The 22,531-nt window shown below is 63.9% G+C and carries 21 protein-coding genes and 1 tRNA gene; 5 read left to right on the forward strand and 17 right to left on the reverse strand.

What is annotated here, in order from left to right; translation table 11 throughout:
- Positions 1-3: 3 nt before the first annotated feature.
- The gene (locus ABID97_RS24505) at positions 4-612 is read left to right on the forward strand and encodes a Crp/Fnr family transcriptional regulator (protein ID WP_354401397.1); all 609 of its coding nucleotides are present in this window, start codon (positions 4-6) and stop codon (positions 610-612) included.
- Positions 613-630: 18 nt separating this feature from the next.
- Here ABID97_RS24505 and ABID97_RS24510 read toward each other — a convergent pair whose 3' ends face one another.
- The 4 genes from ABID97_RS24510 to ABID97_RS24525 form a co-directional block, all read right to left on the reverse strand.
- Positions 631-1,467: a cytidylate kinase family protein gene (locus ABID97_RS24510; protein ID WP_354401398.1), complete on the reverse strand. Its 837-nt coding sequence runs from the start codon at positions 1,465-1,467 to the stop codon at positions 631-633.
- 16 nt (positions 1,468-1,483) lie between these two features.
- Positions 1,484-3,013, reverse strand: a complete 1,530-nt coding sequence (locus tag ABID97_RS24515; RefSeq protein WP_354401399.1) for a tripartite tricarboxylate transporter permease — start codon at positions 3,011-3,013, stop codon at positions 1,484-1,486.
- Positions 3,014-3,034: 21 nt separating this feature from the next.
- Positions 3,035-3,556 (reverse strand): tripartite tricarboxylate transporter TctB family protein, encoded by a 522-nt coding sequence (locus ABID97_RS24520; RefSeq protein WP_354401400.1) that lies wholly within the window; start codon positions 3,554-3,556, stop codon positions 3,035-3,037.
- A 118-nt stretch (positions 3,557-3,674) separates the two neighbouring features.
- Entirely contained in the window at positions 3,675-4,700 is a 1,026-nt protein-coding gene (locus tag ABID97_RS24525; RefSeq protein WP_354401401.1) for a Bug family tripartite tricarboxylate transporter substrate binding protein, read from the reverse strand.
- Between the two features lie 313 nt (positions 4,701-5,013).
- On the opposite strand from ABID97_RS24525, the gene ABID97_RS24530 reads away from it, so the two are divergent.
- Together ABID97_RS24530 and ABID97_RS24535 are read left to right on the forward strand one after the other, a co-directional pair.
- Positions 5,014-5,253, forward strand: a complete 240-nt coding sequence (locus ABID97_RS24530) for a hypothetical protein (RefSeq protein ID WP_354401402.1) — start codon at positions 5,014-5,016, stop codon at positions 5,251-5,253.
- Positions 5,254-5,329: 76 nt separating this feature from the next.
- Positions 5,330-5,404, forward strand: a tRNA-Arg gene (locus ABID97_RS24535).
- Positions 5,405-5,467: 63 nt separating this feature from the next.
- On the opposite strand, the gene ABID97_RS24540 is transcribed toward ABID97_RS24535, so the two are convergent.
- The 6 genes from ABID97_RS24540 to ABID97_RS24565 are packed head-to-tail and all read right to left on the reverse strand — an operon-like array spanning position 5,468 to position 11,186.
- Positions 5,468-6,481 (reverse strand): nitrilase, encoded by a 1,014-nt coding sequence (locus ABID97_RS24540; protein WP_354401403.1) that lies wholly within the window; start codon positions 6,479-6,481, stop codon positions 5,468-5,470.
- A gap of 47 nt (positions 6,482-6,528) precedes the next feature.
- Positions 6,529-7,530: a branched-chain amino acid ABC transporter permease gene (locus tag ABID97_RS24545; protein ID WP_354401405.1), complete on the reverse strand. Its 1,002-nt coding sequence runs from the start codon at positions 7,528-7,530 to the stop codon at positions 6,529-6,531.
- Positions 7,527-8,393 (reverse strand): branched-chain amino acid ABC transporter permease, encoded by an 867-nt coding sequence (locus tag ABID97_RS24550; RefSeq protein WP_354401406.1) that lies wholly within the window; start codon positions 8,391-8,393, stop codon positions 7,527-7,529. The genes ABID97_RS24545 and ABID97_RS24550 overlap by 4 nt, the downstream gene beginning before the upstream one ends.
- The gene (locus ABID97_RS24555) at positions 8,357-9,088 is read right to left on the reverse strand and encodes an ABC transporter ATP-binding protein (RefSeq protein ID WP_354401408.1); all 732 of its coding nucleotides are present in this window, start codon (positions 9,086-9,088) and stop codon (positions 8,357-8,359) included. The genes ABID97_RS24550 and ABID97_RS24555 overlap by 37 nt, the downstream gene beginning before the upstream one ends.
- Positions 9,075-9,818: an ABC transporter ATP-binding protein gene (locus tag ABID97_RS24560; protein ID WP_354338919.1), complete on the reverse strand. Its 744-nt coding sequence runs from the start codon at positions 9,816-9,818 to the stop codon at positions 9,075-9,077. Before ABID97_RS24560 ends, ABID97_RS24555 begins: the two co-directional genes overlap by 14 nt.
- A gap of 9 nt (positions 9,819-9,827) precedes the next feature.
- Positions 9,828-11,186 (reverse strand): ABC transporter substrate-binding protein, encoded by a 1,359-nt coding sequence (locus tag ABID97_RS24565; RefSeq protein ID WP_354401410.1) that lies wholly within the window; start codon positions 11,184-11,186, stop codon positions 9,828-9,830.
- A gap of 225 nt (positions 11,187-11,411) precedes the next feature.
- Between ABID97_RS24565 and ABID97_RS24570 the strand changes: the two genes are divergently transcribed.
- The gene (locus ABID97_RS24570) at positions 11,412-12,392 is read left to right on the forward strand and encodes an AraC-like ligand-binding domain-containing protein (RefSeq protein ID WP_354338923.1); all 981 of its coding nucleotides are present in this window, start codon (positions 11,412-11,414) and stop codon (positions 12,390-12,392) included.
- 4 nt (positions 12,393-12,396) lie between these two features.
- Here the strand turns inward: ABID97_RS24570 and ABID97_RS24575 are convergent, their stop codons facing one another.
- The 7 genes from ABID97_RS24575 to mdlC form a co-directional block, all read right to left on the reverse strand.
- Positions 12,397-13,527: an alpha-hydroxy acid oxidase gene (locus ABID97_RS24575; protein ID WP_354401412.1), complete on the reverse strand. Its 1,131-nt coding sequence runs from the start codon at positions 13,525-13,527 to the stop codon at positions 12,397-12,399.
- 46 nt (positions 13,528-13,573) lie between these two features.
- The gene (locus ABID97_RS24580; protein WP_307598831.1) at positions 13,574-14,497 is read right to left on the reverse strand and encodes a ketopantoate reductase family protein; all 924 of its coding nucleotides are present in this window, start codon (positions 14,495-14,497) and stop codon (positions 13,574-13,576) included.
- A 7-nt stretch (positions 14,498-14,504) separates the two neighbouring features.
- On the reverse strand, positions 14,505-15,899 hold the full coding sequence (locus ABID97_RS24585) for an MFS transporter (protein ID WP_354401414.1): 1,395 nt from the start codon (positions 15,897-15,899) through the stop codon (positions 14,505-14,507).
- A 153-nt stretch (positions 15,900-16,052) separates the two neighbouring features.
- Complete coding sequence (gene pobA, locus ABID97_RS24590) at positions 16,053-17,243, reverse strand: 4-hydroxybenzoate 3-monooxygenase (RefSeq protein WP_354401416.1); 1,191 nt, start codon at positions 17,241-17,243, stop codon at positions 16,053-16,055.
- 11 nt (positions 17,244-17,254) lie between these two features.
- A complete protein-coding gene (locus ABID97_RS24595) occupies positions 17,255-18,217 on the reverse strand; it encodes a Bug family tripartite tricarboxylate transporter substrate binding protein (protein WP_354401417.1) in 963 nt (320 codons plus the stop codon).
- A gap of 121 nt (positions 18,218-18,338) precedes the next feature.
- A complete protein-coding gene (locus ABID97_RS24600) occupies positions 18,339-19,787 on the reverse strand; it encodes an aldehyde dehydrogenase (RefSeq protein ID WP_307599164.1) in 1,449 nt (482 codons plus the stop codon).
- A 67-nt stretch (positions 19,788-19,854) separates the two neighbouring features.
- The gene (gene mdlC / locus ABID97_RS24605; protein ID WP_354401418.1) at positions 19,855-21,480 is read right to left on the reverse strand and encodes a benzoylformate decarboxylase; all 1,626 of its coding nucleotides are present in this window, start codon (positions 21,478-21,480) and stop codon (positions 19,855-19,857) included.
- A gap of 116 nt (positions 21,481-21,596) precedes the next feature.
- Here mdlC and ABID97_RS24610 point away from each other — a divergent pair, with 116 nt between their 5' ends.
- Positions 21,597-22,520, forward strand: coding sequence for a LysR family transcriptional regulator (locus ABID97_RS24610; RefSeq protein WP_354401420.1), 924 nt, complete (start codon positions 21,597-21,599; stop codon positions 22,518-22,520).
- Positions 22,521-22,531: the final 11 nt, after the last annotated feature.

Consider the following 22,531-nt stretch of genomic DNA (forward strand, 5'->3'; position numbering starts at 1 on the left):
CCCATGACGTTGTTGGAAAACCACCCGGAGAAAAACATCATTCGCGCGCAGCTCCGGCAGAACATCCTTCTCAAGGACCTGAGCGAGAGCGAGCGCGCCGAACTGGAAACCCATCTCGTCATCGTGGACGGCAACAAGGGCGACTTCCTGCTGCATCAGGGCGTGCGCGAGATGGAGCAGTACTTCATCCTGGACGGCATCCTCAAGCGGGTGGTGAGCAACCCCGAGGGCAAGGAAATGATCCTGCGCTTTGCCGATGCGCACGACATGGAAACCAGCTATGCGGCGCTCCGCCTGGGCACGCCCACGCCCTACGGCATCGTGTGCGTGACCAAGGCGCGCGTGGCCAGCCTGCCGCTGAAGGAGTGGATCGCGTTCCTGGACCGCCACCCCGACACCAAGGAGCTGTTCGAATACTGCGTGATGCGCGGCATGAGCGAGATCATGGCGCACACCATCACGCTGCACCTGCTCGATGCACCGGGCCGCGTGCACCGGTTCATGCGCAAGCACCCGGAGCTGGAAGACCGCATCCCGAGCAAGGAGCTGGCGTCGTACCTCAACCTCTCCGCGGAAACCCTGAGCCGCCTCCGCAAGCGCGGAAAAATCTAGGCCGGCGCAGTACGCGACTCAGGTCTGCTTCGACGACGCGAAGCGGCGTGGAACGGTCATCAGGCGCAGTGCGTTCTCCACGCTGGCCACGCCGTCGACCTTGGCGGCAACGTCCTCCGTGAGCGCGCGCTCCTGTGCATTGAGCACGATGCCGCTCAGCGTGACCTTGCCCTGGTCGGCCTCGACGGTGACGCGAATGTCGCCGGTCGCCTCGTTGTCCTTCAGCGCCGACTTCACCCGCGATGCGAGCGCCATGTTGGCCAGGAGCCCCTGCGAGGCCGGGGTCTCGGCAAACTCCGGGCGCTCCACCAGCGTGCGGATCTGCGCCACGCAGCTGTCCACCGACAGGCGGTCGGTGTTGAGCACCAGGTCGTACAGCACCGGGTCGCCCCACGTCACGCCGAACTGCGCATGCATGCGCGCCGCATGCGCGTCGTCGCTGCGCCGGATCTCGGCCTCGGCAAACTCGGCATCGTCGGTTTCCAGGTGCGCCATCAGCCACTCGACGCGATTCTTCATCGAGCGCGTGATGCGCACGCACACCACGTGCGGCACCGGCCGCAGCAGGCACGTGGCGCCCCAGCCGCGCAGCACCACATTGCCGCGGTCGGCCAGTGCAAAGAGTTCTTCGGCCGTGTAGAGCGCGAGGCTGCGGCGGTCGGCGGTGACCCGTTCGACGAAGCCGGCCTTGCCGTCGCGCAGCCGGCCGATGAAGCTGGTCGGCACCTGCATGCGGTCGGCAACGCGCTCGATCGTCTCGTGGCGCATGATCTCGAGGCCGAGCGTTTCGGCAAGCCGATGCGACACGTCCTTGGCGAGGGAACCCATTTCCTGGGTGAGTGCAATCACTGGCATGGTCGTTGTTCTCCGCTCAGTCCACCGGCCGTTCGACGGCAAATTCGTCCGGCTTCTTCGGCTTGATGAAAGCCAGCGCCTTGGAGATCAGCGGCCAGAACAGCAGCAGGAGCGCCAGCGTGGTGATGCCGCCGACCAGCGGGTTCGAGAACATGATCATCACGTCGCCCTGGGAGACCAGCATGGCCTGGCGGAACGAGTCTTCCGCCTTGTCGCCCAGCACCAGCGCCAGCACCAGCGGCGCCAGCGGAAAGTCGAGCTTCTTGAACAGATACCCCACCACGCCGAAGCCGAGCATGAACCAGATGTCGAGCATCGCGTTGTGCACGGTGTAGGCACCGATGGCGCAGATCACGATGATCACCGGCGCGATGATCGAGAACGGAATGCGCAGGATCGAGGCGAACAGCGGCACCGTGCTCAGCACCACGATCAGGCCGACGATGTTGCCCAGGTACATGCTGGCGATGAGGCCCCAGACGAAGTCCTTCTGCTCCACGAACAGCAGCGGTCCGGGCTGCAGGCCCCAGATCAGCAGGCCACCCAGCAGCACCGCGGCCGTAGGCGAACCCGGAATGCCGAGCGCCAGCATCGGCAGCAGCGCGCTGGTGCCGGCGGCGTGCGCCGCGGTCTCGGGCGCCACAACGCCTTCCATCTGTCCAGTGCCGAACTTGGAGCCGCGCTTGGACATCTTCTTGGCCAGGCCGTAGGCCATGAACGAGGCCGGCGTGGCACCGCCCGGCGTGATGCCCATCCAGATGCCGATCAGCGAGCTGCGCAGCGAGGTCACCCAGTATTGGGGCAGCTGCTTCCAGGTCTGCAGCACCACCTTGGGATCGATCTTCGCGGTCTTGCCGGAGAACTTGAGGCCCTCTTCCATCGACAGCAGGATTTCGCCGATGCCGAACAGGCCGATCACCGCAATCAGGAAGTCGAAGCCGCGCATCAGCTCGGACTGGCCGAACGTGAGGCGCAGCTGGCCCGTGACCGTGTCCATGCCCACGCTCGCCAGTGCGAAGCCCAGCGCCATCGACGCCAAAATCTTGAACGGCGACCCCTTGCCCATGCCCACGAAGCTGCAGAAGGTCAGCAGGTACACCGCAAAGAATTCGGGCGACCCGAACTTGAGCGCGAACTTGGCCACCATGGGCGCCAGGAAGGTGATCATGATCACCGCCAGCAGCGCGCCGACGAACGACGAGGTGAACGCCGTGGTCAGCGCCGCACCCGCATTGCCCTGCTGCGCCATGGGGTAGCCGTCGAAGGTGGTGGCCACCGACCATGGCTCGCCGGGAATGTTGAACAGGATGGAGGTGATGGCCCCACCGAACAACGCACCCCAGTAGATGCACGACAGCATGATGATCGCCGAGGTGGGCGACATCGTGAACGTGAGCGGCAGCAAGATCGCCACCCCGTTGGCCCCACCCAGCCCGGGGAGCACGCCGATCAGCACCCCCAGGATGATGCCGAGGAACATCAGGCCGATGTTCATGGGCGTGAGGATCACCGAGAAGCCCTGCATCAGGGCACTGATTTCATCCATTTCGCATTTGCTCCGTGAGATTCAGTAGCCGAGAAAACGGAGAGGATCGAGGGCGCCCTTGAACAGCGGCACCTTGAACCACACCTCGAACATGAAGAAGAACACCGTGTTGACGGCCAGGGCCGCAATGACGCTCTTCACCCACGAGTACTTGCCCAGGAACACCATGAACAGCGCGATGTAGATCGCCGAAGCCACGTACAGGCCGAGCAGTGAAATGAACGCCACGTACACAGTGGCAGGCACCAGCACCGACAGCACGCGCTTGAGCTGCACCGTGTCGACGAAGACCTCGGTCTTCTTGTCCTTGCCGAGCAGCGCCTGGTACAGGATGCCGGCGCCGGAGATCGTGATGATCACGCCGATGTAGAACGGGAAATACCCCGCGCCCGGCCCGTCGCTGGTCCAGCCCGAGCCCAGCCGCTGGCTCTCGTAGATCACCACCAGCCCTATCACCACCAGGACCGCCGCAACCACTGCTTCCACCACGTTGGTGGCTACGCCCCTGCGCGGTGCGCCATCGGAAATCTCGTCGTGCTCCATGGAGTCCCCATCGTTCGTTTGTATGTGCCGGGAAAAAACGAGGGTGCAGCGCCCCGCCCGCCGCCTGGCCGGCGGCAGTCACTTCAGGCGGGAGCCGCTGCAGGGCGCTCGATGCTGCTTACTTGTTGCTGGCCAGGAAGCCGGCTTCGCTCATCAGCGTGCGGTGCGTGGCTTCCGCCTCGGTCAGCCACTTGGTGAAGGGTTCGCCAGTCATGAACGTCGGGTTGAAGGCACCCTTCTCCATGTATTCCTTCCAGTCCGGCGTGGCCGCGATCTTGGTCAGCAGGTCGACATAGAACGCGCGCTGGTCGGGCGTCACGCCCGGGGGCATGAAGATGCCGCGCAGCATGGTGTACTTGGTGGGAACGCCGGCTTCCTTGCAGGTGGGGATGTCGTTCCACGACTGCGTGTCCGTCACCTTGGCCTTGAACGGCATGCGCTCGTCGTCGAACACGCACAGCGCGCGCAGCTTGCCCGCGCGCCACTGGGCCACCGCCTCGATCGGGTTGTTGACCGTGGACTGCACGTGGCCGCCCACCAGCTGCACCGCCACCTCGCCGCCGCCCTTGAACGGCACGTAGATGAACTTGGTGCCGGTGGCCTTCTCCAGCGCCACCGTGATGATCTGGTCTTCCTGCTTGGAGCCGGTGCCCGCCATCTTGAACTTGTTCGGGCCCGCCGCCTTGGCCGCCGCGATGTACTCGCCGGCATTCTTGTAGGGCTGCTCGGCATTGGTCCACAGCACGAACTGGTCGAGCGCCAGCATTGCGACCGGCGTCATGTCCTTCCAGTTGAAGGGCACACCCGTGGCCATCGGCGTGGTGAACAGGTTGGACAGCGAAATGACGATCTTGTGCGGATCACCCTTGGCCTCCTTGATGGCCAGGAAGCCCTCGGCGCCCGCGCCGCCCGACTTGTTGACGACGATCAGCGGCTCCTTCATGAGCTTGTACTTGATGACGATGCCCTGCAGCAGCCGGCCCATCTGGTCGGCGCCGCCACCGGTGCCCGCAGGGATCACGAACTCCACCGGCTTGGTGGGTTCCCAGGCGAAGGCTGGTGTGGCCACCGCGAGTGCCAACATGGCCGCGGTGAAGACTTTTGCCCGACAAGCGCGGGTGCGCGAAAAGAAGTTCTTCATCATGTTGTCTCCTGTGTATGTACGCTCTTTTTTTAATGGAATCTGAGCCGAGATGCGAACAGGGCAGATGGTGCGCGCTGAGAGAACTTCGCTTGCTTGACCATGGTCAACTTTTTGGAGATTTTGTGTTGGGGTTAGCCCGCGCCGAATGCTGCACGAGCGTGTGCGCCATGGTGACCGATGCCGGCGCCGACCAGAGGCGCAGCGCGCAAGAACGCATGCATTCGGGCCTCGTTTTTCGGCCGCACCAAGCGGGATTCGGGTAAACCCTAAAATGGAGGGAATTCAACCGATTCACGAATCCAGGAGTTCCTTCATGCCTACCCTTGACCGATCGTCCGGCGCGAGTGCATCCGGTGGTGGCCTGGCCGGCGCGTTCAAGGCATTGGCCGAAGAGGCCAGCGTGCTCGCTTCGGCCCTGCTGCGCCCCGGCAAGGTCATCGAAGAAGTCGAGCAGATGCGCGCCCTGCAGGTGCGCGCCGACCGCATCGAGGCATCGGACCCCCTGCGCGCCGACGTGCTGCGCTGGCACGCCTCGCGCATCGGGCTGCGCTAGGCAAGAAACCGGGCTCTTGAGTGCTCGGCAGCTGCTCCGGCCCCGTCCCGAACTGGTAAAGTCCGGGCCGCCCTCCGTCTTCGTAGTTCAATGGATAGAACGGGGTCCTCCTAAGACTCAGATACAGGTTCGATTCCTGTCGAAGGCACCATCGGATCCGTTCAGGGGACCACGCTTCGAATCACGGGCGCCTCGGGTTCCGAGGCCGGCGGAATCAATCGGCCTTTGCTTCCGTCCAGTGGGCCTCGTCGGTAGCGCCTTCCCCAAAATTGACGCAGGTCCGCCGCGGATTCTTGTTGACCATGAGGCGTACGACGTCGCCGCGGGCGTAGTGACCTGATGGGTCATAGGCAGCTTTGGCCACCGCGATGTTGGCAAGATCGATGTCAGCGTAGAGCAGACCCTCCTGGTCCTGAGGCATATGTGCCACCAAGGGCTGTCCGTCCGGTCCGAAGATCATCGAGTAGCCGCCACCGGGCTTTCCTCCGTCGGCATTGAGCAGCTCCGCTCGCTCGGGCGTATCGCACAGCACGTCGAACATGTCTTGTCCGGTGACGGCGCTGGAATGAAGCACATAGCAGCCCCCTTCGAGCGCGTAGATCTGGCTGGCGGCAAGGTTGACCTCGTGCCCAAGCGCGAACGCTTTGCCGCGGTACAGCGTGAACGACGGCCAGGATGCGACGTGCACTTGCTCGTGCATCGAGTACATCGCGTACTTGGAAAGCGGTTGAATGTGCTCCGCGCAACACAACGCACCCAGCCGGCCGACGCTGCTGTCGGCAACCTGGAAGTCCGATCCATCGCCCTCGCCGAACAACGTGCGCTCGACGTGCGTGGGTTTGAGCTTTCGGCGCTTGAACACCATCTCGCCCTTGTCGCTGATGAGCGCCTGGCTGATGTACAGGGATCCACCCTCGATTTCGGAAAAACCGATCACGACATTGATGTCGGATTTCTTCGCTGCAGCGGCGATTGCCGCCAACTCCGGCCCGTCGGCTCGCAGGGAGTTTGCGTGGTATCTCGAGACGAACTGCATCCCCCATGCCGGCGTGCCGAGCCACAGCCACCACGGGTAGCCCGGAATGAAGACCTCGGGAAAGGCCACGAGCTTGGCGCCGTTTGCGCCTGCTTCGGCAATCAAGCCGATGGCTTTTTCCGTGGACGCCCTCGCGTCGAGAAAGACCGGGGAAGCCTGGACGACGGCGACCTTGAATGCTGTTTCGGACATCTGGATTTCCTTGACCGGAAGTGAACTGAACTAAGGGGGAGATGAGGTCAGCGGCGAGGCATGTCGCGACGCACGCCGAAAGGATCGATGGCCCATCGCCGGGTGACGAGGCTCCAGGCGCCGCCGGGTGCGAACACCATGGTGGCGATGGCCAACGAGCCGAGCCCGATGAAATACCACGAGCCGTAGGTGGCGAAGGATTCACGCAAGAGGAAGTAGAGGATCGTTCCCAGGATCGGTCCTTCCAGTGTTCCGATACCGCCCAGGACTGCAATGAAGATGGCCGCAGCGGACCAGTTCAACGAGAAGGTCGCATCGGGCGTCACCTGCAGCGTGTTCATGTAGGCCACGGCTCCCGCCAGGCCGGTGATGGATCCCGCGATGACCCAGAGCGCAAGCTTGGCCCGCTGGATCGAAACGCCGGATGCGGCCGCAGCAGCCTCCGAATCCCGCACGCTCATCAGCGCCAGGCCCAGCTTGCCCCTGAGCATCAGGCGCGCGATCACGAGTGCGCCAACGCCCGTGATCAGCGCCGACCAATAGACACCCGCGTTGCGAGTCCAACGATCGAAGCTTGCGAGTGCTTCGAGCGGCATGCCGCCCCCGGCTCCCAGCCATTCGCTATTGAGCGTCAGGATTCGCAGCATCTCCGCAAGAACCCACGTGCCTACCGCAAAGTGGGCGCCGCTGAGCCGAAACATCGGCAGTGCGCTCAGCAACGCAAAAAGCGCAGTCGACGCCGCTGCCAGCGGCAGCATCACCCAGGGGTTGATTCCCAACCTGTTGGAAAGGGCGAAAAGAGCGTAAGCTCCCACGCCGACGAACATCTGGTGCCCCACGACGACCAGCCCGCCGTAGCCTGCGAGGAGATTCCAGGCCAGGGCCATCGCGAAGACGGTGAAGATCTCCACAAGGAGACGTTGCGTTGCGAAGCTCGTGAACCACGGCGCCAAAGCCAAGGCACCCAGCACGACGAGCACGGCGAAGCCAACTGCCGCCCTCCCCGCTTTGCGGCGCCGTGCTCCGTCCATCAATGCGACCGAGTTCATCGGGAACCCTTTCCAAAAAGCCCTTGCGGCCGTGCCAGCAGCGCGATCAAGAAGACCAGGTGTCCGAAGAAGGGGCCAAGCCCCGACGACACCTTGGCACCAAGAAGCTGTGCCACGCCGATGACCAATCCCCCGACGAACGTGCCCCAGACGTTGCCAAGGCCGCCGAGCACAACGGCCTCGAACGAGTACAGCAGGCGCTCGGGCCCCGCCGTCGGGGAAAACGGCGTCCTGATGCCGTACATCACCGACGCCAGCGCGATCACGGCGAGTACAAAGCCGGTGACCAGCGCGAAGAAGTTGCGGTCATTGACGCCAACCAGACGCGCGGTGCCGGGGTCGTCCGCGACGGCACGCGCCTGCCGTCCCAGATGGGAGTGACCGATCAACCAGCTGGTGCCCGCAAAGATGGCCACGCTGATCAATGTCGAGGCGAGCGGCAGCAGCCCTATCGACACGCCGCCCAGATCGAAGCCCCGCAAGGCAAACTCGCCGGCCTGAAGACTGCGCGTATCGGCCGTGTAGACCTCCTGCAGGACGTTCTGCACGACGATCGAGAGGCCGAACGTCAGCAGCAGCGGCGAAAGCGCTCCCCTGCCGACCACGCGATTGAGCAAGACCCGTTGCAGCACATAGCCGATGACGAACATCATGGGAACCACCGCGAGCAACGAGAGAAACGGACCGACGCCCAGGGCTTGCATCACGGTGCTGCACAAATAAGCCCCCAGCACGATCAGATCGCCGTGCGCGATGTTGATCATCTTCATGACGCCGAGGCTCAGGCTGAGTCCCAGTCCGAAAAGGGCATAGAGCGCACCGAGCATCAGCCCGCCTGCGATGGTCTCGATAAATGCTTGCATGTCAGATTCCAAAGTAGGCTTGGGCAACTTGCGCATGGTCCGCATGCTCGGACGTTCCTTCCAGCACCCACGCGCCCCTTCTGGATGCAATAGAAGCGATCGGATTCGGAAAGCGCGCGCTTGACGTTCTGCTCCACCAGCACGACGGCCAGGCCATCGCTGCGGGCCCGCCCCAGGAGTTCGTAAACCTCGTTGACGGCAACCGGAGACAGGCCCAGCGAGATCTCGTCGCACAGCAGATAGCTGGGGTTGCAGACCAGCGCGCGCGAGAGCGCCACGAGTTGCTGCTGACCGCCCGACAAGGCGGTCGCCGGGCGATGCTGAAATGCTTCCATCACCGGAAATTCCTTCATCAGGCGCTCGATGGTCCATGGCCCCTTGCGTCCATTGCGCATGGCCAGCTGAAGGTTTTCACGAACCGTCAGGCTGGGAAACAACCGTCGGCCTTCCGGCACCAGTGCGATGCCGCGATCGAGCTGCTTGCGCTCCGGGTCGCCGCCCACAGGCCGGCCGTCGAGCAGAACCCCGTCGGGGCGTGCGCGGACCGAACCGACGATCGAACGAAGCAGCGTCGATTTGCCCGCACCGTTCGATCCGATCAAGGCCACGGTTTCCCCCGGCTTGACCTCGAATGTGAGACCGAACAACGCCTGGAACAGGCCGTAGTACGCATCGAGTCGTTCAGTGCGCAGCACGGTCGACCTCCTCGCCAATGTCGGAGCCGAGGTATGTGTCCCGCACAGTCTGGTCGTCCATGACCGACCTGGGGTCGCCATCACAAATGACGGCACCGCTTGCAAGCACCACAAGACGATCCGCCGCCGAAACCAGGGCATGCACCAGATGCTCGATCCAGAGAACGGTGACGCCGCTTTGATGAATCGTGACGATCAGCTGCAGCAGCTGCTGCATCTCGCCGTCGGTCAGCCCTCCGGCCACCTCGTCGAGCAGCAGCAGGCGTGGCTGCGTGGCGATCGCACGCGCAAGCTCGAGACGTTTTCGCTGAAGCAGCGTGAGCGTGCCTGCCAGCTTGTTCGCGACGGGAGCGAGGCCGCAGCGTTCGATCGCGTCGACCGCCAATGACTGTGCGGCACTCCCGTTCCCGCTGCTGCCGAAGGTCGCGGCGACCAACGCGTTTTCATAGGCGGTCATGCCTTCGAACGGCTGCGGAATCTGGAAGGTGCGCCCGATGCCGGCACGGCATCGCTGCGCTGCATCCATCGTGGTGACGTCCATGCCGTCGAGAAGCACGCTGCCGCTGTCACAGCGCGTGCTTCCGGAAATGAGCCCGAACATGGTGCTCTTGCCTGCGCCGTTGGGACCGATCACGCCGATGAATTCGCCGTCCGCTACGGAAAGCGAGAGTTTCGGGATGACAACCATGTCGCCGTAGCGCTTGGTTGCGTCGCGCAATTCGAGCAGCATGGCAGTTCCTCAGGCCAGCTTCAGGAGTTCGAACTTGCGCTGCACGGGAATCTCCGGTGCTGTCTTGTTGTTCGTGATGAAGAGCTCCGGCTTGCCTGCGGCGTTCACTCGCCATTGCCCCCCGACGACACGAATCTTGGAGACGTTCTTGATACCGCTCGATGCGAAGTCGAGCCTGCCAATGATGGTGTCGTGTTTCATCACGCGCACAGCGTTGGCCACCTTGACCGGGTCCTTGGGGTCGCCACTGGCCTTGAGCGCCTGGATTCCAGCTTCGAACAGCGCGTGAACGACGCCCAATGGCTGCGTCCACTCGCGCTTCGTGGCGGTGGTATAGGCATCGGCAAACTGCTTGGCCGTCTGGCCGGTGAGGCTCGACTTGAACGGATAGGCGGGCGTCCACCAGATCTCGGTGGACATGCCGTCGGCACGCGGGCCGAGTGCAGCGACCCCACCGGGGAAAAGCAGAGCCTTGGCCACAGTCGCGACCTTCGGCTTGAAGTTCATTTGCGCGGACTGCTTGACGAACGAAGCCCACTCGGGCGGATTGAACAGGCCGGTAACGATCTCGACGTTGTCTTTCTTGAAGGCCTGGATGTAGGAGGAAAAGTCGTCGGCGCCGGCGGGGAACCGCCCGATGTCCACGATCTTGTAGCCTGCCTTGGCAAAGGCGCCGGGCATGCCAAGCTTCATATCGCCCATGGCGTTGCCTGGCACGTCGTTGCTGAAGACCGATCCGACGACCTTGTTCGACGGCACGTTGGACCAGATGTCGAGGTACACGTCGGCGATGTCCTCAAGGCCCCAGAAGAAGTGGAAGACGCTCTTGAAACCCTTGGCCGGATCGCCCTTGAGCGGGAACAGCCACGCTTGCCACGGACCTACCGTCGAGATGCAGGGGACGCCATTGAGTTCGCATTGCTGCGATGCGTTGGGACCGATCGACACCTGCGCCAGCATGAGGTCGATGTTCTCCTTGTTGATGAGCTCGGCCGCCAGGTTGGACTGCCGGTCCGGGCTGCTCTGGTCGTCGCGCGCCAGGATCTCGACCTTGTATTTCTTGCCGCCGACGGTCAGCCCGTCCGCAAGCGACTTGCGCACCTGATCGAGGATGAAGTCGTCGGCCTCGGCAAACGGCGAGAAAGGACCCGTCTTCGGGCTGATGTAGCCGATCTTGATCGTGTCCTTATCGGCCGCCCAAGCCGAACTGGCCTGGCCAAGAGCCGCTACCGCACCCAGCGCCGCCGCGCCGCGAAGCAACTGGCGACGGTTGCCAAGGAGGCCGGTGTAGCTGGCGTTCTGCATGTGAGTCGATGTCTTCAAAGTGCGCTCCGTTGCGGTTACAGCCCTCCGCGAAGGCCTGCCCAACTTTCCTTTTTTCCGGCACGCGCGACTTTGTTGGCTAGGCCAGAAAAGTTGACTGGAACGGCCCTTCCCAGGGGCTACAGACGCGCGCCACCGTGGAGTGACCTAGGGTTTTCTTGGCATCAACCTTGCGTGATTTCGATCAGACTCCGGAGATCCGGATGAATGCACCGGGCCTGCGCTGCCCGGGCACCGAGCAAGTGCAACGTCAGCCCCAGGCGGGCCGCCATGTCGACCTCAACTGCCACCTCGATCCTCGCTTCCACTGCCGACTTCGATCAGCACGACAAATTCGTCTACTGGCAGGAGGTCGTGTGCCGTGCATTGGTCGACCTGGAATGCAGGCCCATGGACGGAACGGCCTTCGAGGCGTCCGTAAGGGGATCGATCCTTGAAGGTTTGAGCGTTGTCCAGATCGAAGCTTCCGCGCATCGCGTCTCGCGTCAGCCTTCGGCCATATCGCGTTGCGGCGAAGAGTCGCTGATCTTCAACTTCGTGCTCTCGGGCACCGCCTTGGCGGAGCAGGACGGAAGAAGCGTCGTGTTGAGAGCTGGCGATGGTGCCGTCTGCGATGCACAGCGCCCTTATTCGCTCAGATTCGACGACGCGTTCAAGCTCATCACGATCAAGCTCGCGCATTCGGCCATCGCGCACCGGGCCGCGAGCATCCATCGCATCACCGCGAGAAACCTGGCGGAATCGAGCCAGATGTGCCCGATCCTCTTTGGGTACCTGGTCAGTTTCAGCAAGCAGGCCTCTCTTCTCGAGCCGGCCACATCGGAAAAAGTGGTCAGGAACTTCACCGAATTGCTGTCTGCCGCCCTGGACGAGGTCATCCTGGCCTCACCGCTGCCGCTCTCGGAATACCGGGCCACCGCATTGATGCGCGTGAGGGACTTCGTGGAGCGCAATCTCGACGTGTGCGAACTCGGCACGTCCATGGTGAGCACTGCATTGAATTTGTCGCCGCGGTATATCAACAAATTGTTCGAAGCCGAGAACACATCGTTGACGCGCTACATCTGGCGCCGGCGCCTGGAACGCGCAGCGACCGATCTGCAAGATCCGGCGCGCGCCGGCCTCGGCATCTCCGCGATCGCGATGGCGCACGGGTTCAACGACCTGAGCCACTTCAGCCGGGCATTCCGGCAACGGTTCGACCTGTCGCCCCGCGCGTACCGCGCAAGCGGCACCGCCTTGACTGCCTGAGGCGTTACCGGCCGTTCGGCGAGCCGGGCAGATCGCGCACGGTTGTCGCGCCGAGCAGGGTCATGCTGCGGACAAGTTCGTCGGCCAGGATTTTCAGGACGGCTGTCGCGCCCTGTTGCCCGCCCACCGCCAAGCCGTAAAGCGTGGGCCGGCCCACGAACACAGCCGTTGCACCTAGGGCCAGGACCTTTGCGACGTCGCCGCCCCGACGAATTCCGCCGTCCATGAACACGGGGATGCGTCCGTCGACGGCACGCACGACACGCGGCAGCGCCGAGATCGCCGAAGGCGACGCATCGTTCTGGCGGCCGCCATGGTTCGACACGATCAGGCCATCGATGCCATGGTCGACGGCCATGCGTGCATCGTCCGCATGGAGCACGCCCTTGAGAAGGAGTGGCCCCTTCCACAATCCACGAAGCCACGCCAGGGATTCCCAGACGAGCGACCGGTCCATGGCGCGAGCCAGCAACGCGGCTTGCATGCTGGTCGAACCCGCGCCGCTTCCGGACGGCGTCAGATTGGCGAAGTCCGGCGCGCCGTGCGGGGCCATCCGAAGCGACCACCTGGGGTGACTCACCAGATCCCAGGCCAGGCGGGGTGTTGGCCGAAACGGCATGCGGAATCCGTTGCGCATGTCGAGTTCGCGGTTGCCGCTGACGGGAACGTCCACGGTCAGCACCAACGCCTGGTAATCATCCTTTTGGGCACGCTCGACGATCTGGCTCGCCATCTCGCGGTGCATGACGTACAGCTGCATCCACTGCGTGCCGCCCGGGGCGGCCGCGCGTACATCCTCCAGTCGCATGTTGGAGGCGGTCGACAGTGAAAAAGGAATCCCCGCACCGGCGGCCGCGCTCGCCAGCAGGCGATCGCCCTCCGGCCGAACCAGGCCGTTGAGCCCGGTAGGCGCAATGCCGAAAGGCAATGCCCATTTCCGGCCGAAGACCTCGATCGACGTATCGACCTGCGTGGTGTCGCGCAGCACGCGCGGCGTGAGTTCGATAGCCGCCAGATCGCCTGCGTTTCGACGCATGCAATGTCCATCGTCGGCAGATCCTTCGATGTAGTCATAGACGAATCGCGGCAGCACCGAGCGGGCTCTGCGCCGATAGTCTTCGATGTTCAACAACATGAGATTTACACGAGGGTCCAGTGAGCGTTTTATATCGATCGCGGTGTCAGGCGATGGCGCGCACTTCCGCGAGGCGCACGAGCGACAGCAATGTCTCCGTGACAGGCAGTTCGATGCTCAGGCGACCGGCCGCCGCCACGACCGCGCCATTGATGCTCTCGACCTCGGTGCGGCGCCCTGCCAGGATGTCCTGCAGCATGGATGGTTTGTGCCCGATGTGTTGCGCAATGGCGCTCGCCACATTGGCCCGGCATTTGGCAGGGTCCACGTCTATGCCCATCCGCAATGCGACGGACAGCACTTCCGTGACGACGTCGTTTGCAAGGCGACTGCCGTCGGCTACCTTGCCGAGTTCATCGACCGTGCACCCGGAGACGGCGCAGATGCTGTTCAGCGCTGCGTTGAACGCCACCTTCTCCCAGATCGCCGCCCACACGGTGCGGTCCGAGGTGCAATCGAGCCCGGCCTCCGTGAGCACCTCTGACACTTGGGAAACAAAGGGGCGCTCGATTCCGTCGGCCGCCATGAGCCGCACGACGCCCTTGCCGTGCGAGTGCACGTGGCCGGGGCCGACCATGTCCGCCGGCCATGTGGTGACCCCGATCAGGATGCGCTCCGGTGACGCGAACCCGGCGATCTTCTCGACATTGCCCAAGCCGTTTTGCAGCGACAGCACATGCACGTTGGGTCCGATCAGATGCCGCACACCGGACAGGGCCGCACTGGTGTGCAGCGTCTTGGTGAACACCAGGAGCAGGTCAGGAAGATCAGCGGCATCTTCCGGCCGCAGCGCCTTGAGCACCGTGACCTGCCGATCTCCACCGTCGGTGGCCAGGCGAAGCCCCTTGGCGCGGATCGCTCCGATGTGCGCGTCGTTCACGTCTATCAGCGTGACTTCGTTGCCTGATTCGGCGAGCAAGCCACCGAACAGGGACCCCATGGCGCCTGCGCCAACTATCGAAATTTTCATGATGGCTTCATCCGTGAAATGTTTGGCCACCGGTCGTCCGCGAATGGCGGGGCAGGAGCACATCGCGCCCGGGAATGTGCCGGCGAACGACGAGCAGCGCGACCATGGCGAAGAACATCGCCGAACCCAGCAACGCCAGATACGCCATGGCTCCGCCTGCCGTGATCACCGCAGCTCCCGCGAAGGCGCTCAGGATGGCTCCCAGGCGCCCGAACGCCAATGCGGATGCAGTTCCCGTCGCTCTCACGCTGGTGGGGTACATGAATGCGCACAGCGCGTACATGGTGGACTGCACGGCGTTCACGAACATGCCGTGCACGCCGAATCCGAAGATGAGCAGGTTTGTATCCTTTCCCACGTTCAGGGTCTGCAAGGCGAACGCGCTTGCAGCGGCACCGGCGCAGCACAGGACCAGCGGCCAGCGAGATCCAAAGCGGGTTATTGCCACCGCACAGGCCAGCGCCCCGATCACGCCTCCGAGGTTGTATGCCGTCAGTCCCGAGCCGGCGACCGCCATCGAAAGCCCCTCCGACGCCAGCATCGTCGGCAGCCAACTGAAGGCGGTGTACACGGCAGTCAGGCACATGAAGAACGCAGCCCAGGTCGCCAGCGTGTCGCGGGCCAGGCCGTTTGAAAAGAGTGCGGAGAAGCCAGCGCGCCTTTCGACGACTTGTTCAGCGACATCGGTGTAGGTAACGTCCTGAGCCATGGGGCGGCCCATGCGTCCAAGCAGTCTGCTCAGCTCGCCCCAGCGCGCCGGATGGCGGGCGAGGAACCGCGGCGACTCCGGCAACGTGAAGAGCAGGAGCACCGCCAGGGCCATCGGGAAAGTGCCGCCGATGAAGAACAATCCGCGCCATCCGAAGGCCGGCAGCACTTCCGCGGCGAAGAGGCCTGCCAGCATGCCGCCGAGGGGTACGCAGACAATCGTCGCTGTCACGGCAAGCGTCCTGCGGCGGGCAGGCGTGAACTCGGCGGTGACCGTGGTCGAGCTCGGCAGTGCGCCGCCGATGCCCAGGCCGGCGATGAATCGAAGCACCGCGACGGTCAACACGTCGGGCGCAAAACCAATCGCGCAGGTAGCGGTGCCGAACAGGAAAACGCTTGCGATGACAGCCATCCGCCGGCCGAAACGGTCGGCGAACAGGCCCGCGCAAGCGCTTCCGATGCCCATGCCGACCAGGCCCGCCGCCACAGCCGGAACGAAGGCTCCGCGCGTGATGCCCCACTCCTTGATCATCGATGGAATCGCGAAACCGATGAGTTGTCCATCGAACCCATCCATCACGATCGAAAGGGCTGCCAGGAAAACCACGACCTTCTGCATGGTTGTGTAGGCGCCGTCGTCCAGTAGCCTGCCGATGTCTGCATTGCCTTTGAAGGGAGCAGTAGCGGTGTTCATGGGCGCCCCCGCAAGTTGGACGGCTCGTCGAGCGCCAACGAAAAATGATGGTTCATGTCTTGTCTCCAGATGGAGCGCCCGGCATTGCCCGGCGCTCAGGGTGTGCAGTGCCAACGATTGGCTGCCGCCTCTTGATGGGCGGTGATGTACGAATCAGTCGACGAGTTCGTCGAATGGCAGCCCAACGTAGTTCTCTGCCAGGGCAGCCGAAGCGGCGCGCGAGCCCGTGACGTAGTCGAGTTCCGCGATCTGCACCTTGTGCTGGAAGTCATCGGCACCCGGGAAGCGATGCAGCATCGAGGTCATCCACCAGGAGAAGCGCTGCGCCTTCCAGATGCGTCGCAGCGCGGTGTCGCCGTAGCGTTCGAGAAGGTCTTCCCGGCCTGACTTGTAGAACGCCGCGAAAGCACGCGCAAGAACCCGCACGTCGGCTATCGCCAGGTTCAACCCTTTTGCGCCCGTTGGAGGGACCACATGCGCGGCATCCCCCGCCAGGAAAAGACGGCCGTACTGCATCGGCTCGGTCACGAAGCTGCGCATCCCGACAACGGTCTTGCTGAAGATCTCGCCTTCGATGGGAGCCCAGCCGTCGCGAGTTGCCAGGCGCGCGCGGAACTCGCTCCAGATGCGGTCGTCCGACCAGTTCTCGATCTTGTCCGTAGGCTCGCATTGAAGGTACATGCGCTGCACTTCGGGCGAACGGGTGCTGACGAGCGCAAAGCCGCGGTCGCTCAGTGCGTAGATCAACTCGTCGGATGAGGGCGGCGCCTTGCAGAGGATGCCAAGCCAGCCGAATGGATAGAGTCGCTCGAAGCCCTTCAACACGCCTTGCGGAATCGAGGGCCGGCTGACACCTTGCGTGCCGTCGCAGCCGGCAACGAAATCGGCCTCGATGGTTTGCAGTTCGCCACCGGGCTGCCGAAAGCGAACGCTCGGCGACTTGGACTCCAGCCCATGCAGGCTCACGTCCGACACTTCGAACCGGATGTCGCCGCCCGAAGCCAGGCGCGCTTCCACCAGATCCTTGATGACCTCGTGCTGGGCGTAGACCATCACGGCCTTGCCGCCGGTCAGTTCCGGAAAATCGATGCGGCGGTCGATGCCGTCGAAACGCAGGATCGTTCCTTCATGCCGAAAGCCCTCGCGTTCCATGCGGGCGCCCACACCGATCTCTTTCATGAGATCGACGGTGCCCTGTTCCAGCACACCGGCGCGGATCGTGGCCTCGATGGCCTCGCGGCTGCGCGTCTCCAGGACGATCGACTCGATGCCCTGGAGGTGGAGGATGTGGGAGAGCATCAGCCCCGCAGGGCCTGCTCCGATGATTGCGACTTGCGTTTTCATGACCTGGGCCTTCAGTCGAGGCGGATCTGGTTCTTGCGGATCACCGCGCCCCATCGGTCGCGCTCCGCACGCACGTAAGAAGTCATCTGCTCCGGCGTACCCGGCAATGCTTCGAGCGACAACGTTTCCAGCCGCGCCTTCACCGGCGTGGAGGCGAGCGCGGCCTGCAGCGTCTTGCTCAGGGCGGCGATGGTCTCGGGCGGGGTTCCCTTGGGAACGACCAGGCCCTGCCAGGCAGACGCATCGAAACCGGCCAGCCCCTGCTCGGAGAGCGTCGGGATGTCCGGGAAGTTCTTCAGGCGTTCCTTGCTGGCCACGCCAAGCGCCTTGAGCTTGCCCGACATCACGTACTGCTGGACCGTGGCGCTGTCCATGAGCGCGAAGGGAACCTGGCCGCCCACGAGGTCGATGACCGCCGGTGCGCCGCCGCGATAGGCCACATGCTGCAGCGCGAGACCGGTGCGTTCCTTGAACAGCTCCGCGGCCAGGTGCTGGGGACTGCCGGCACCCGCCGATGCGAAGTTCGCACCGTTCGGGTTGGCTTTGGCCCACGCGATGAACTCTTTCAGGTTGTTGGCCGGGTTGCTCGGATGAACGACAAGCAAGAGCGGAAATCGCGCAAGCATGCCGACCGGCACGAAGTCTCTCTCCGCGTCGTAGGGCAGCTTGGCGAACAGCGCCGGATTGGCCGCGAGCGTGGCGAAGTCGGCGGTGAACATGATGTTCCCGTAGTCTCTGGATTTCGCAACGTAGTCAGCGGCGATGTTGGTCGCGGCGCCAGGCTTGTTGTTCACGATGATCGTGCGCTTCAACGACTTGCCCATCTCCTCGGCAATCGTTCGTGCCACGGTGTCGGAGCCGCCGCCAGCGGCATAGCCAACGACCCATTCGATCGGCTTTTGATCCTGTGCAAGCGCGACGAAAGGCGCGGCGCCCAGGCCGATCAGGGTGCAGGCCAGAAGCCGGCGGCTCATCGAGCAAAACTTCATTTCTTGTCTCCAGTTTTAAAAATCGGGATGCAGCGGCTCGTTCACCTCGGCGCATCGCCGAGGTGACATGGCGTCCGACAAGGACGCTTGTGCGCTCGTGCGTTGCCTAGAAGGGGTATTGGCGCGGCGTGGTCTGCACGGTCAGCCAACGCAGTTCGGTGAAGGCGTCCACGCCGGCCTTTCCGCCGAAGCGGCCGATACCGCTGCCCTTGACGCCACCGAACGGCATCTGTGCTTCGTCGTGGACCGTGGGTCCATTCACATGGCAGATGCCCGACTCGATGCGCCCTGCCACCTGAATGGCTCGCGCCACATCCCGGCCGAACACCGCGGCCGCAAGGCCGTACTCGTTGTCGTTGGCGCAAGCAATGGCCGCTTCGACACCTCTGACGCGAACGATGCCTTTCACGGGGCCAAAAGCTTCCTCCCGGAAGATGCGCATTTCCGACGTGACGTGATCGAGCAGCGTCGCGGGCATCAGCGTGTCTTTCGCCTTGCCGCCGGTGACGAGCGTGGCGCCCTTGGAAAGCGCATCGTCGATCAGCGCGTTGCAGCGGTTGACCGTGCCCATGTCCACCACCGAACCAAGCACCACGGGTCCCAGCCGCGGGTCGCCCAGCGGAAGACTCGCAGCCCTTGCACCGAGCTTGGCGACGAATTCATCGGCGATGCTTTCGTCGACCACGACGCGCTCGGTCGACATGCAGATCTGTCCGGAATTGGCGAATGCACCGAACACCGCTGCGTTGACGGCGGCATCGACGTCGGCATCGTCCAGGATGACCAGGGGGGCCTTGCCGCCGAGTTCGAGCACAACGGGCTTGAGGTACTTGGCACAGGTGGCGGCGATGAGCTTGCCGACGTGGGTCGAGCCCGTGAAATTGACGCGTCGGACGGCAGGATGCGCCACCATCGCTTCGACGACCGCAGCAGCGTCCGCAGGCGCGTTGGTCACGAAGTTCACCACGCCCTTGGGGAAGCCGGCCTCTTGCAGCGCCTCGACGATCAACCCATGCGTGGCTGGACAGATTTCGCTGCCCTTGAGAACGACGGTATTGCCGCAAGCCAGGGGCGTTGCGATGGCACGCACCGCCAGGATCACGGGCGCGTTCCAGGGCGCAATGCCCAGAACGACGCCGGCCGGCTGCCGCACGGCCATCGCCAGATTGCCCGGTACGTCCGAAGGGATGACTTCGCCGCTGATCTGGGTCGTGAGCGACGCGGCCTCCAGCAGCATGCCTGCCGCCAGGTGGACGTTGAAGCCTGCCCAGATTGCCGATGCGCCCGTCTCGGCCGCGACGACTGCGGCGAAGGCCTCTGCCTTGGCTTCCAGCGCGTGCGAAGCCTTCATGAGCAGCGCGCGGCGTTCGCCGGGCCCGGTGGTCGACCAGGTCTTGAAGGCCTCGGCCGCGGCATCCACGGCGGCAACGGCGTCTTCCGTCGTGGCCGCGGGCGCGGTCGTTGCCACGCTGCCGTCCAGGGGGTTGCGCCGCTCAAAGGTTGCGCCGTTGCGAGCGTTCGTGGGCTCGCCATTGATCAACATCGAAATCTTCATCGGCTTGTCTCCGTAGGGTGGTTTGAAAGAATGCGTCGGCCGTTGGAACGGGAGTGATTGGCTGGGGTCAGGCGACCCGGACCTCCACGACGCATGGCGTGTCACTGGACAAGCCTTCGTCGAGTGCCTTGCGCAGATCGGCCGGATCGGTCACGCGCAATGCCGCGCATCCCATCCCTTTGGCCAGCGACTGGAAGTCCAGGTCGGGGAGTTCGGTGCCCTGCACGACATCGGTGGGCGAAAAGCCAAATACCGGTGCGAAGTCCTGGAGTGCGGCGTAGCGGCGGTTGTTCAGGATCACGAAGGTGATCGGCAGCTTGTTCTGCGCCGCGCTCCAAAGCGCTTGGATGGAGTACATGCTGGATCCGTCACCGATCAGGCAGATGACCCGGCCTCCCGGTTTGCCCAAGGCAACGCCCACAGACGCGGGCATGCCGTAGCCGAGGCCGCCGCTGTCCATCGTGTAGAAGGTTTCGCTGCGCGTGAAGGGCAGATGGGCCTGCATCACAGGCCTTGCGCTCGGTGCCTCTTCGACCACGATGTCTTCCGGCCTTCTTGCTTCGGCGAGCGTCTGGAGCACATAGGCTACCGACATCAACGGCGTCGGCTCTGCGCGCGGCGCGGCCTTTCTCGCGAGTGGAAGCGGACGGGTCTTCTTCGGCGGCAGGGCCAGCAGGTCGAGCACGCCCAACCGGATGCTGCCGACTGCCGAGATGCCGACAGGCGCCCAGGCGGCCGTATCGGGATCCTCGGTCAACTGGCAGAGGGCTGCGCCGGCAGGCACATGGGGTCCCGCACCTTCGACGTGATAAGCGAAGGCCGGCGCGCCGATGGCCACGATGAGATCGTGGCCGTCGAGCAATTCGACGATCCGCTCGCGCATTGCCGGAAGGAAGCCGGCGAACAAGCGATGGTCTTCCGGAAAGCTGCAGCGCCCGGACATCGGAGCGACCCACACGCGTGCGTTGTGAGCCTCTGCCAGTGCGACGACTTCGTTCCACGCGCCGTCCCGGTCGGCTGCAGCGCCCACCACGAATGCCGGGCGCTCGCTTGCTTCCAGCGCAGCCGAGATCCGGGCGATCAGTTCGGGCTCCGCACGCGTTCGGGTGCTCACGACCCGGGTCGGAACCAACTCTGCGCGTTGGTCCCAGTCGTCGACGGGCACCGACACCAGGACCGGGCCGCAAGGCGGCATCATGGCCAGGTAGTAGGCCCGGGCGATCGCAAGCGGCACGTCTTCTGCACGGGCGGGCTCGATGCTCCATTTGACGTAGGGCTTCGGCAGTTCGGTCGCCTGGGCCGAAGACAGGAACGGGTCGAAGGGAAGGATCGAACGCGCCTGCTGCCCGGCCGTGATCACCATGGGCGTGCGGTTCTTGTAGGCGGTGAAGATGTTGCCCATGGCGTTGCCCACGCCGGCCGCCGAGTGAAGATTCACGAACGCAGCGTTTCGAGTCGCCTGCGCATAGCCGTCCGCCATGCCGACCACGCAGGCTTCCTGCAGACCGAGGATGTAGCGGAAGTCGCTCGGGAAGTCGCGGAACATCGGAAGCTCGGTCGACCCCGGATTCGCGAACACGGAGGTCATTCCGAAGCGGCGCATCAAGTCGAACACGGCCTCGCGGACGGTGGTGGTGTTTGTTGCGGGCTGCGTGGCCGTTGCGACGACGGCGTGCGGTACGGGTGCGGTCATTTCGTGCTCTCCTGCTGTGCACCGCGAACTCGCAATGCTGTCTCGATGGCGGGAGTGTGAAACCGCACACCCATCTTGAAAATTGCCTTTTCGAGAAAAAGTCATTACCGTCGTGCATGACTTTCGATCTGCAACAGCTCGTCGCTTTCAACGCCATCGTTTCGTCGGGCAGCCTTGGGCGAGCGGCCGATGCGCTGAACATCACTCAACCTGCGCTGAGCCGCACGATTCGCAGATTGGAGGAGCAAGCCGGCGCACCGCTGTTCGAGCGCCATTCGAAGGGAATGCAGCTCACCGATGTGGGCCGCGCGCTGCAGCCGCATGCACTGCTGCTGCAGCGTGAATCGGAGCACGCAAGCGAGAACATCAAGGCCATGCTCGGGCTGGCGAAGGGCACCATCCGCGTCGGTGCAGTCGGGAGCATCGCTTGCCTTGTGCTTCCCTTGGCCATCGGCCGGACTTGCAAGAAATGGCCGAACCTTCAGGTTCAGATCATCGAAGGCGTGTGGGATCGGCTGGCGGACGCGCTCGTCTCGCACGAGATCGACCTCGCGCTCGGGGTCGACACCGAGGACACGGGCGAGATCGTTGCCGTCAAGGACTGCCGATGGGAAGACACCAGCTACGTCGTCGCGGGCCGTCACCACCCTCTGCGCAAGAAACCGAAGCTGAAGCTGTCAGACACGCTTTCCGAGCGCTGGGCGATCCTTCCAAAGGGAACCGGACCCTTCGAGCACATGAAGAGCGTGTTTGCGCGGCAGAACCTTGCGCTGCCCAACGTGGTCGTCGAGACCCGTTCGGTGATGGCGCTCAAGAGCTTGATCGGCCACTCGGGTTTTCTTGGATGGATGCCGGCGCCGATGTACGACGCGGAGCGAAAGGCCGGACTGATCGATGCCCTCGACATCCCCGGCGCAAGCGACAAAAGAATCTTGACCGCTTTCCGGAGGCGGGCAGGCATGCTGCCCGGCCCTTCGGTCAAGCTTCTCGAGGAACTCCGGGCGGTAACGCTCGTGTCCCTAAAACACGACAGGCCATGACGGATGGAATT

This window comes from Variovorax sp. OAS795 (genome assembly GCF_040546685.1).
Lineage (GTDB): Bacteria > Pseudomonadota > Gammaproteobacteria > Burkholderiales > Burkholderiaceae_C > Variovorax.

What these genes read in the sequence shown, in the direction of transcription:
- ABID97_RS24575 (WP_354401412.1), bottom strand. Translation starts at nt 13,527, where the DNA reads ATGTTGTTGAACATCGAAGACTATCGGCGCAGAGCCCGCTCGGTGCTG.
- ABID97_RS24510 (WP_354401398.1), bottom strand. Translation starts at nt 1,467, where the DNA reads ATGCCAGTGATTGCACTCACCCAGGAAATGGGTTCCCTCGCCAAGGAC.
- ABID97_RS24520 (WP_354401400.1), bottom strand. Translation starts at nt 3,556, where the DNA reads ATGGAGCACGACGAGATTTCCGATGGCGCACCGCGCAGGGGCGTAGCC.
- ABID97_RS24540 (WP_354401403.1), bottom strand. Translation starts at nt 6,481, where the DNA reads ATGTCCGAAACAGCATTCAAGGTCGCCGTCGTCCAGGCTTCCCCGGTC.
- mdlC (WP_354401418.1), bottom strand. Translation starts at nt 21,480, where the DNA reads ATGACCGCACCCGTACCGCACGCCGTCGTCGCAACGGCCACGCAGCCC.
- ABID97_RS24560 (WP_354338919.1), bottom strand. Translation starts at nt 9,818, where the DNA reads ATGCTGCTCGAATTGCGCGACGCAACCAAGCGCTACGGCGACATGGTT.
- ABID97_RS24505 (WP_354401397.1), top strand. Translation starts at nt 4, where the DNA reads ATGACGTTGTTGGAAAACCACCCGGAGAAAAACATCATTCGCGCGCAG.
- ABID97_RS24515 (WP_354401399.1), bottom strand. Translation starts at nt 3,013, where the DNA reads ATGGATGAAATCAGTGCCCTGATGCAGGGCTTCTCGGTGATCCTCACG.
- ABID97_RS24585 (WP_354401414.1), bottom strand. Translation starts at nt 15,899, where the DNA reads ATGAACACCGCTACTGCTCCCTTCAAAGGCAATGCAGACATCGGCAGG.
- ABID97_RS24530 (WP_354401402.1), top strand. Translation starts at nt 5,014, where the DNA reads ATGCCTACCCTTGACCGATCGTCCGGCGCGAGTGCATCCGGTGGTGGC.
- ABID97_RS24580 (WP_307598831.1), bottom strand. Translation starts at nt 14,497, where the DNA reads ATGAAAATTTCGATAGTTGGCGCAGGCGCCATGGGGTCCCTGTTCGGT.
- ABID97_RS24545 (WP_354401405.1), bottom strand. Translation starts at nt 7,530, where the DNA reads ATGAACTCGGTCGCATTGATGGACGGAGCACGGCGCCGCAAAGCGGGG.
- ABID97_RS24525 (WP_354401401.1), bottom strand. Translation starts at nt 4,700, where the DNA reads ATGATGAAGAACTTCTTTTCGCGCACCCGCGCTTGTCGGGCAAAAGTC.
- ABID97_RS24610 (WP_354401420.1), top strand. Translation starts at nt 21,597, where the DNA reads ATGACTTTCGATCTGCAACAGCTCGTCGCTTTCAACGCCATCGTTTCG.
- ABID97_RS24550 (WP_354401406.1), bottom strand. Translation starts at nt 8,393, where the DNA reads ATGCAAGCATTTATCGAGACCATCGCAGGCGGGCTGATGCTCGGTGCG.
- ABID97_RS24570 (WP_354338923.1), top strand. Translation starts at nt 11,412, where the DNA reads ATGTCGACCTCAACTGCCACCTCGATCCTCGCTTCCACTGCCGACTTC.
- ABID97_RS24595 (WP_354401417.1), bottom strand. Translation starts at nt 18,217, where the DNA reads ATGAGCCGCCGGCTTCTGGCCTGCACCCTGATCGGCCTGGGCGCCGCG.
- ABID97_RS24600 (WP_307599164.1), bottom strand. Translation starts at nt 19,787, where the DNA reads ATGAAGATTTCGATGTTGATCAATGGCGAGCCCACGAACGCTCGCAAC.
- pobA (WP_354401416.1), bottom strand. Translation starts at nt 17,243, where the DNA reads ATGAAAACGCAAGTCGCAATCATCGGAGCAGGCCCTGCGGGGCTGATG.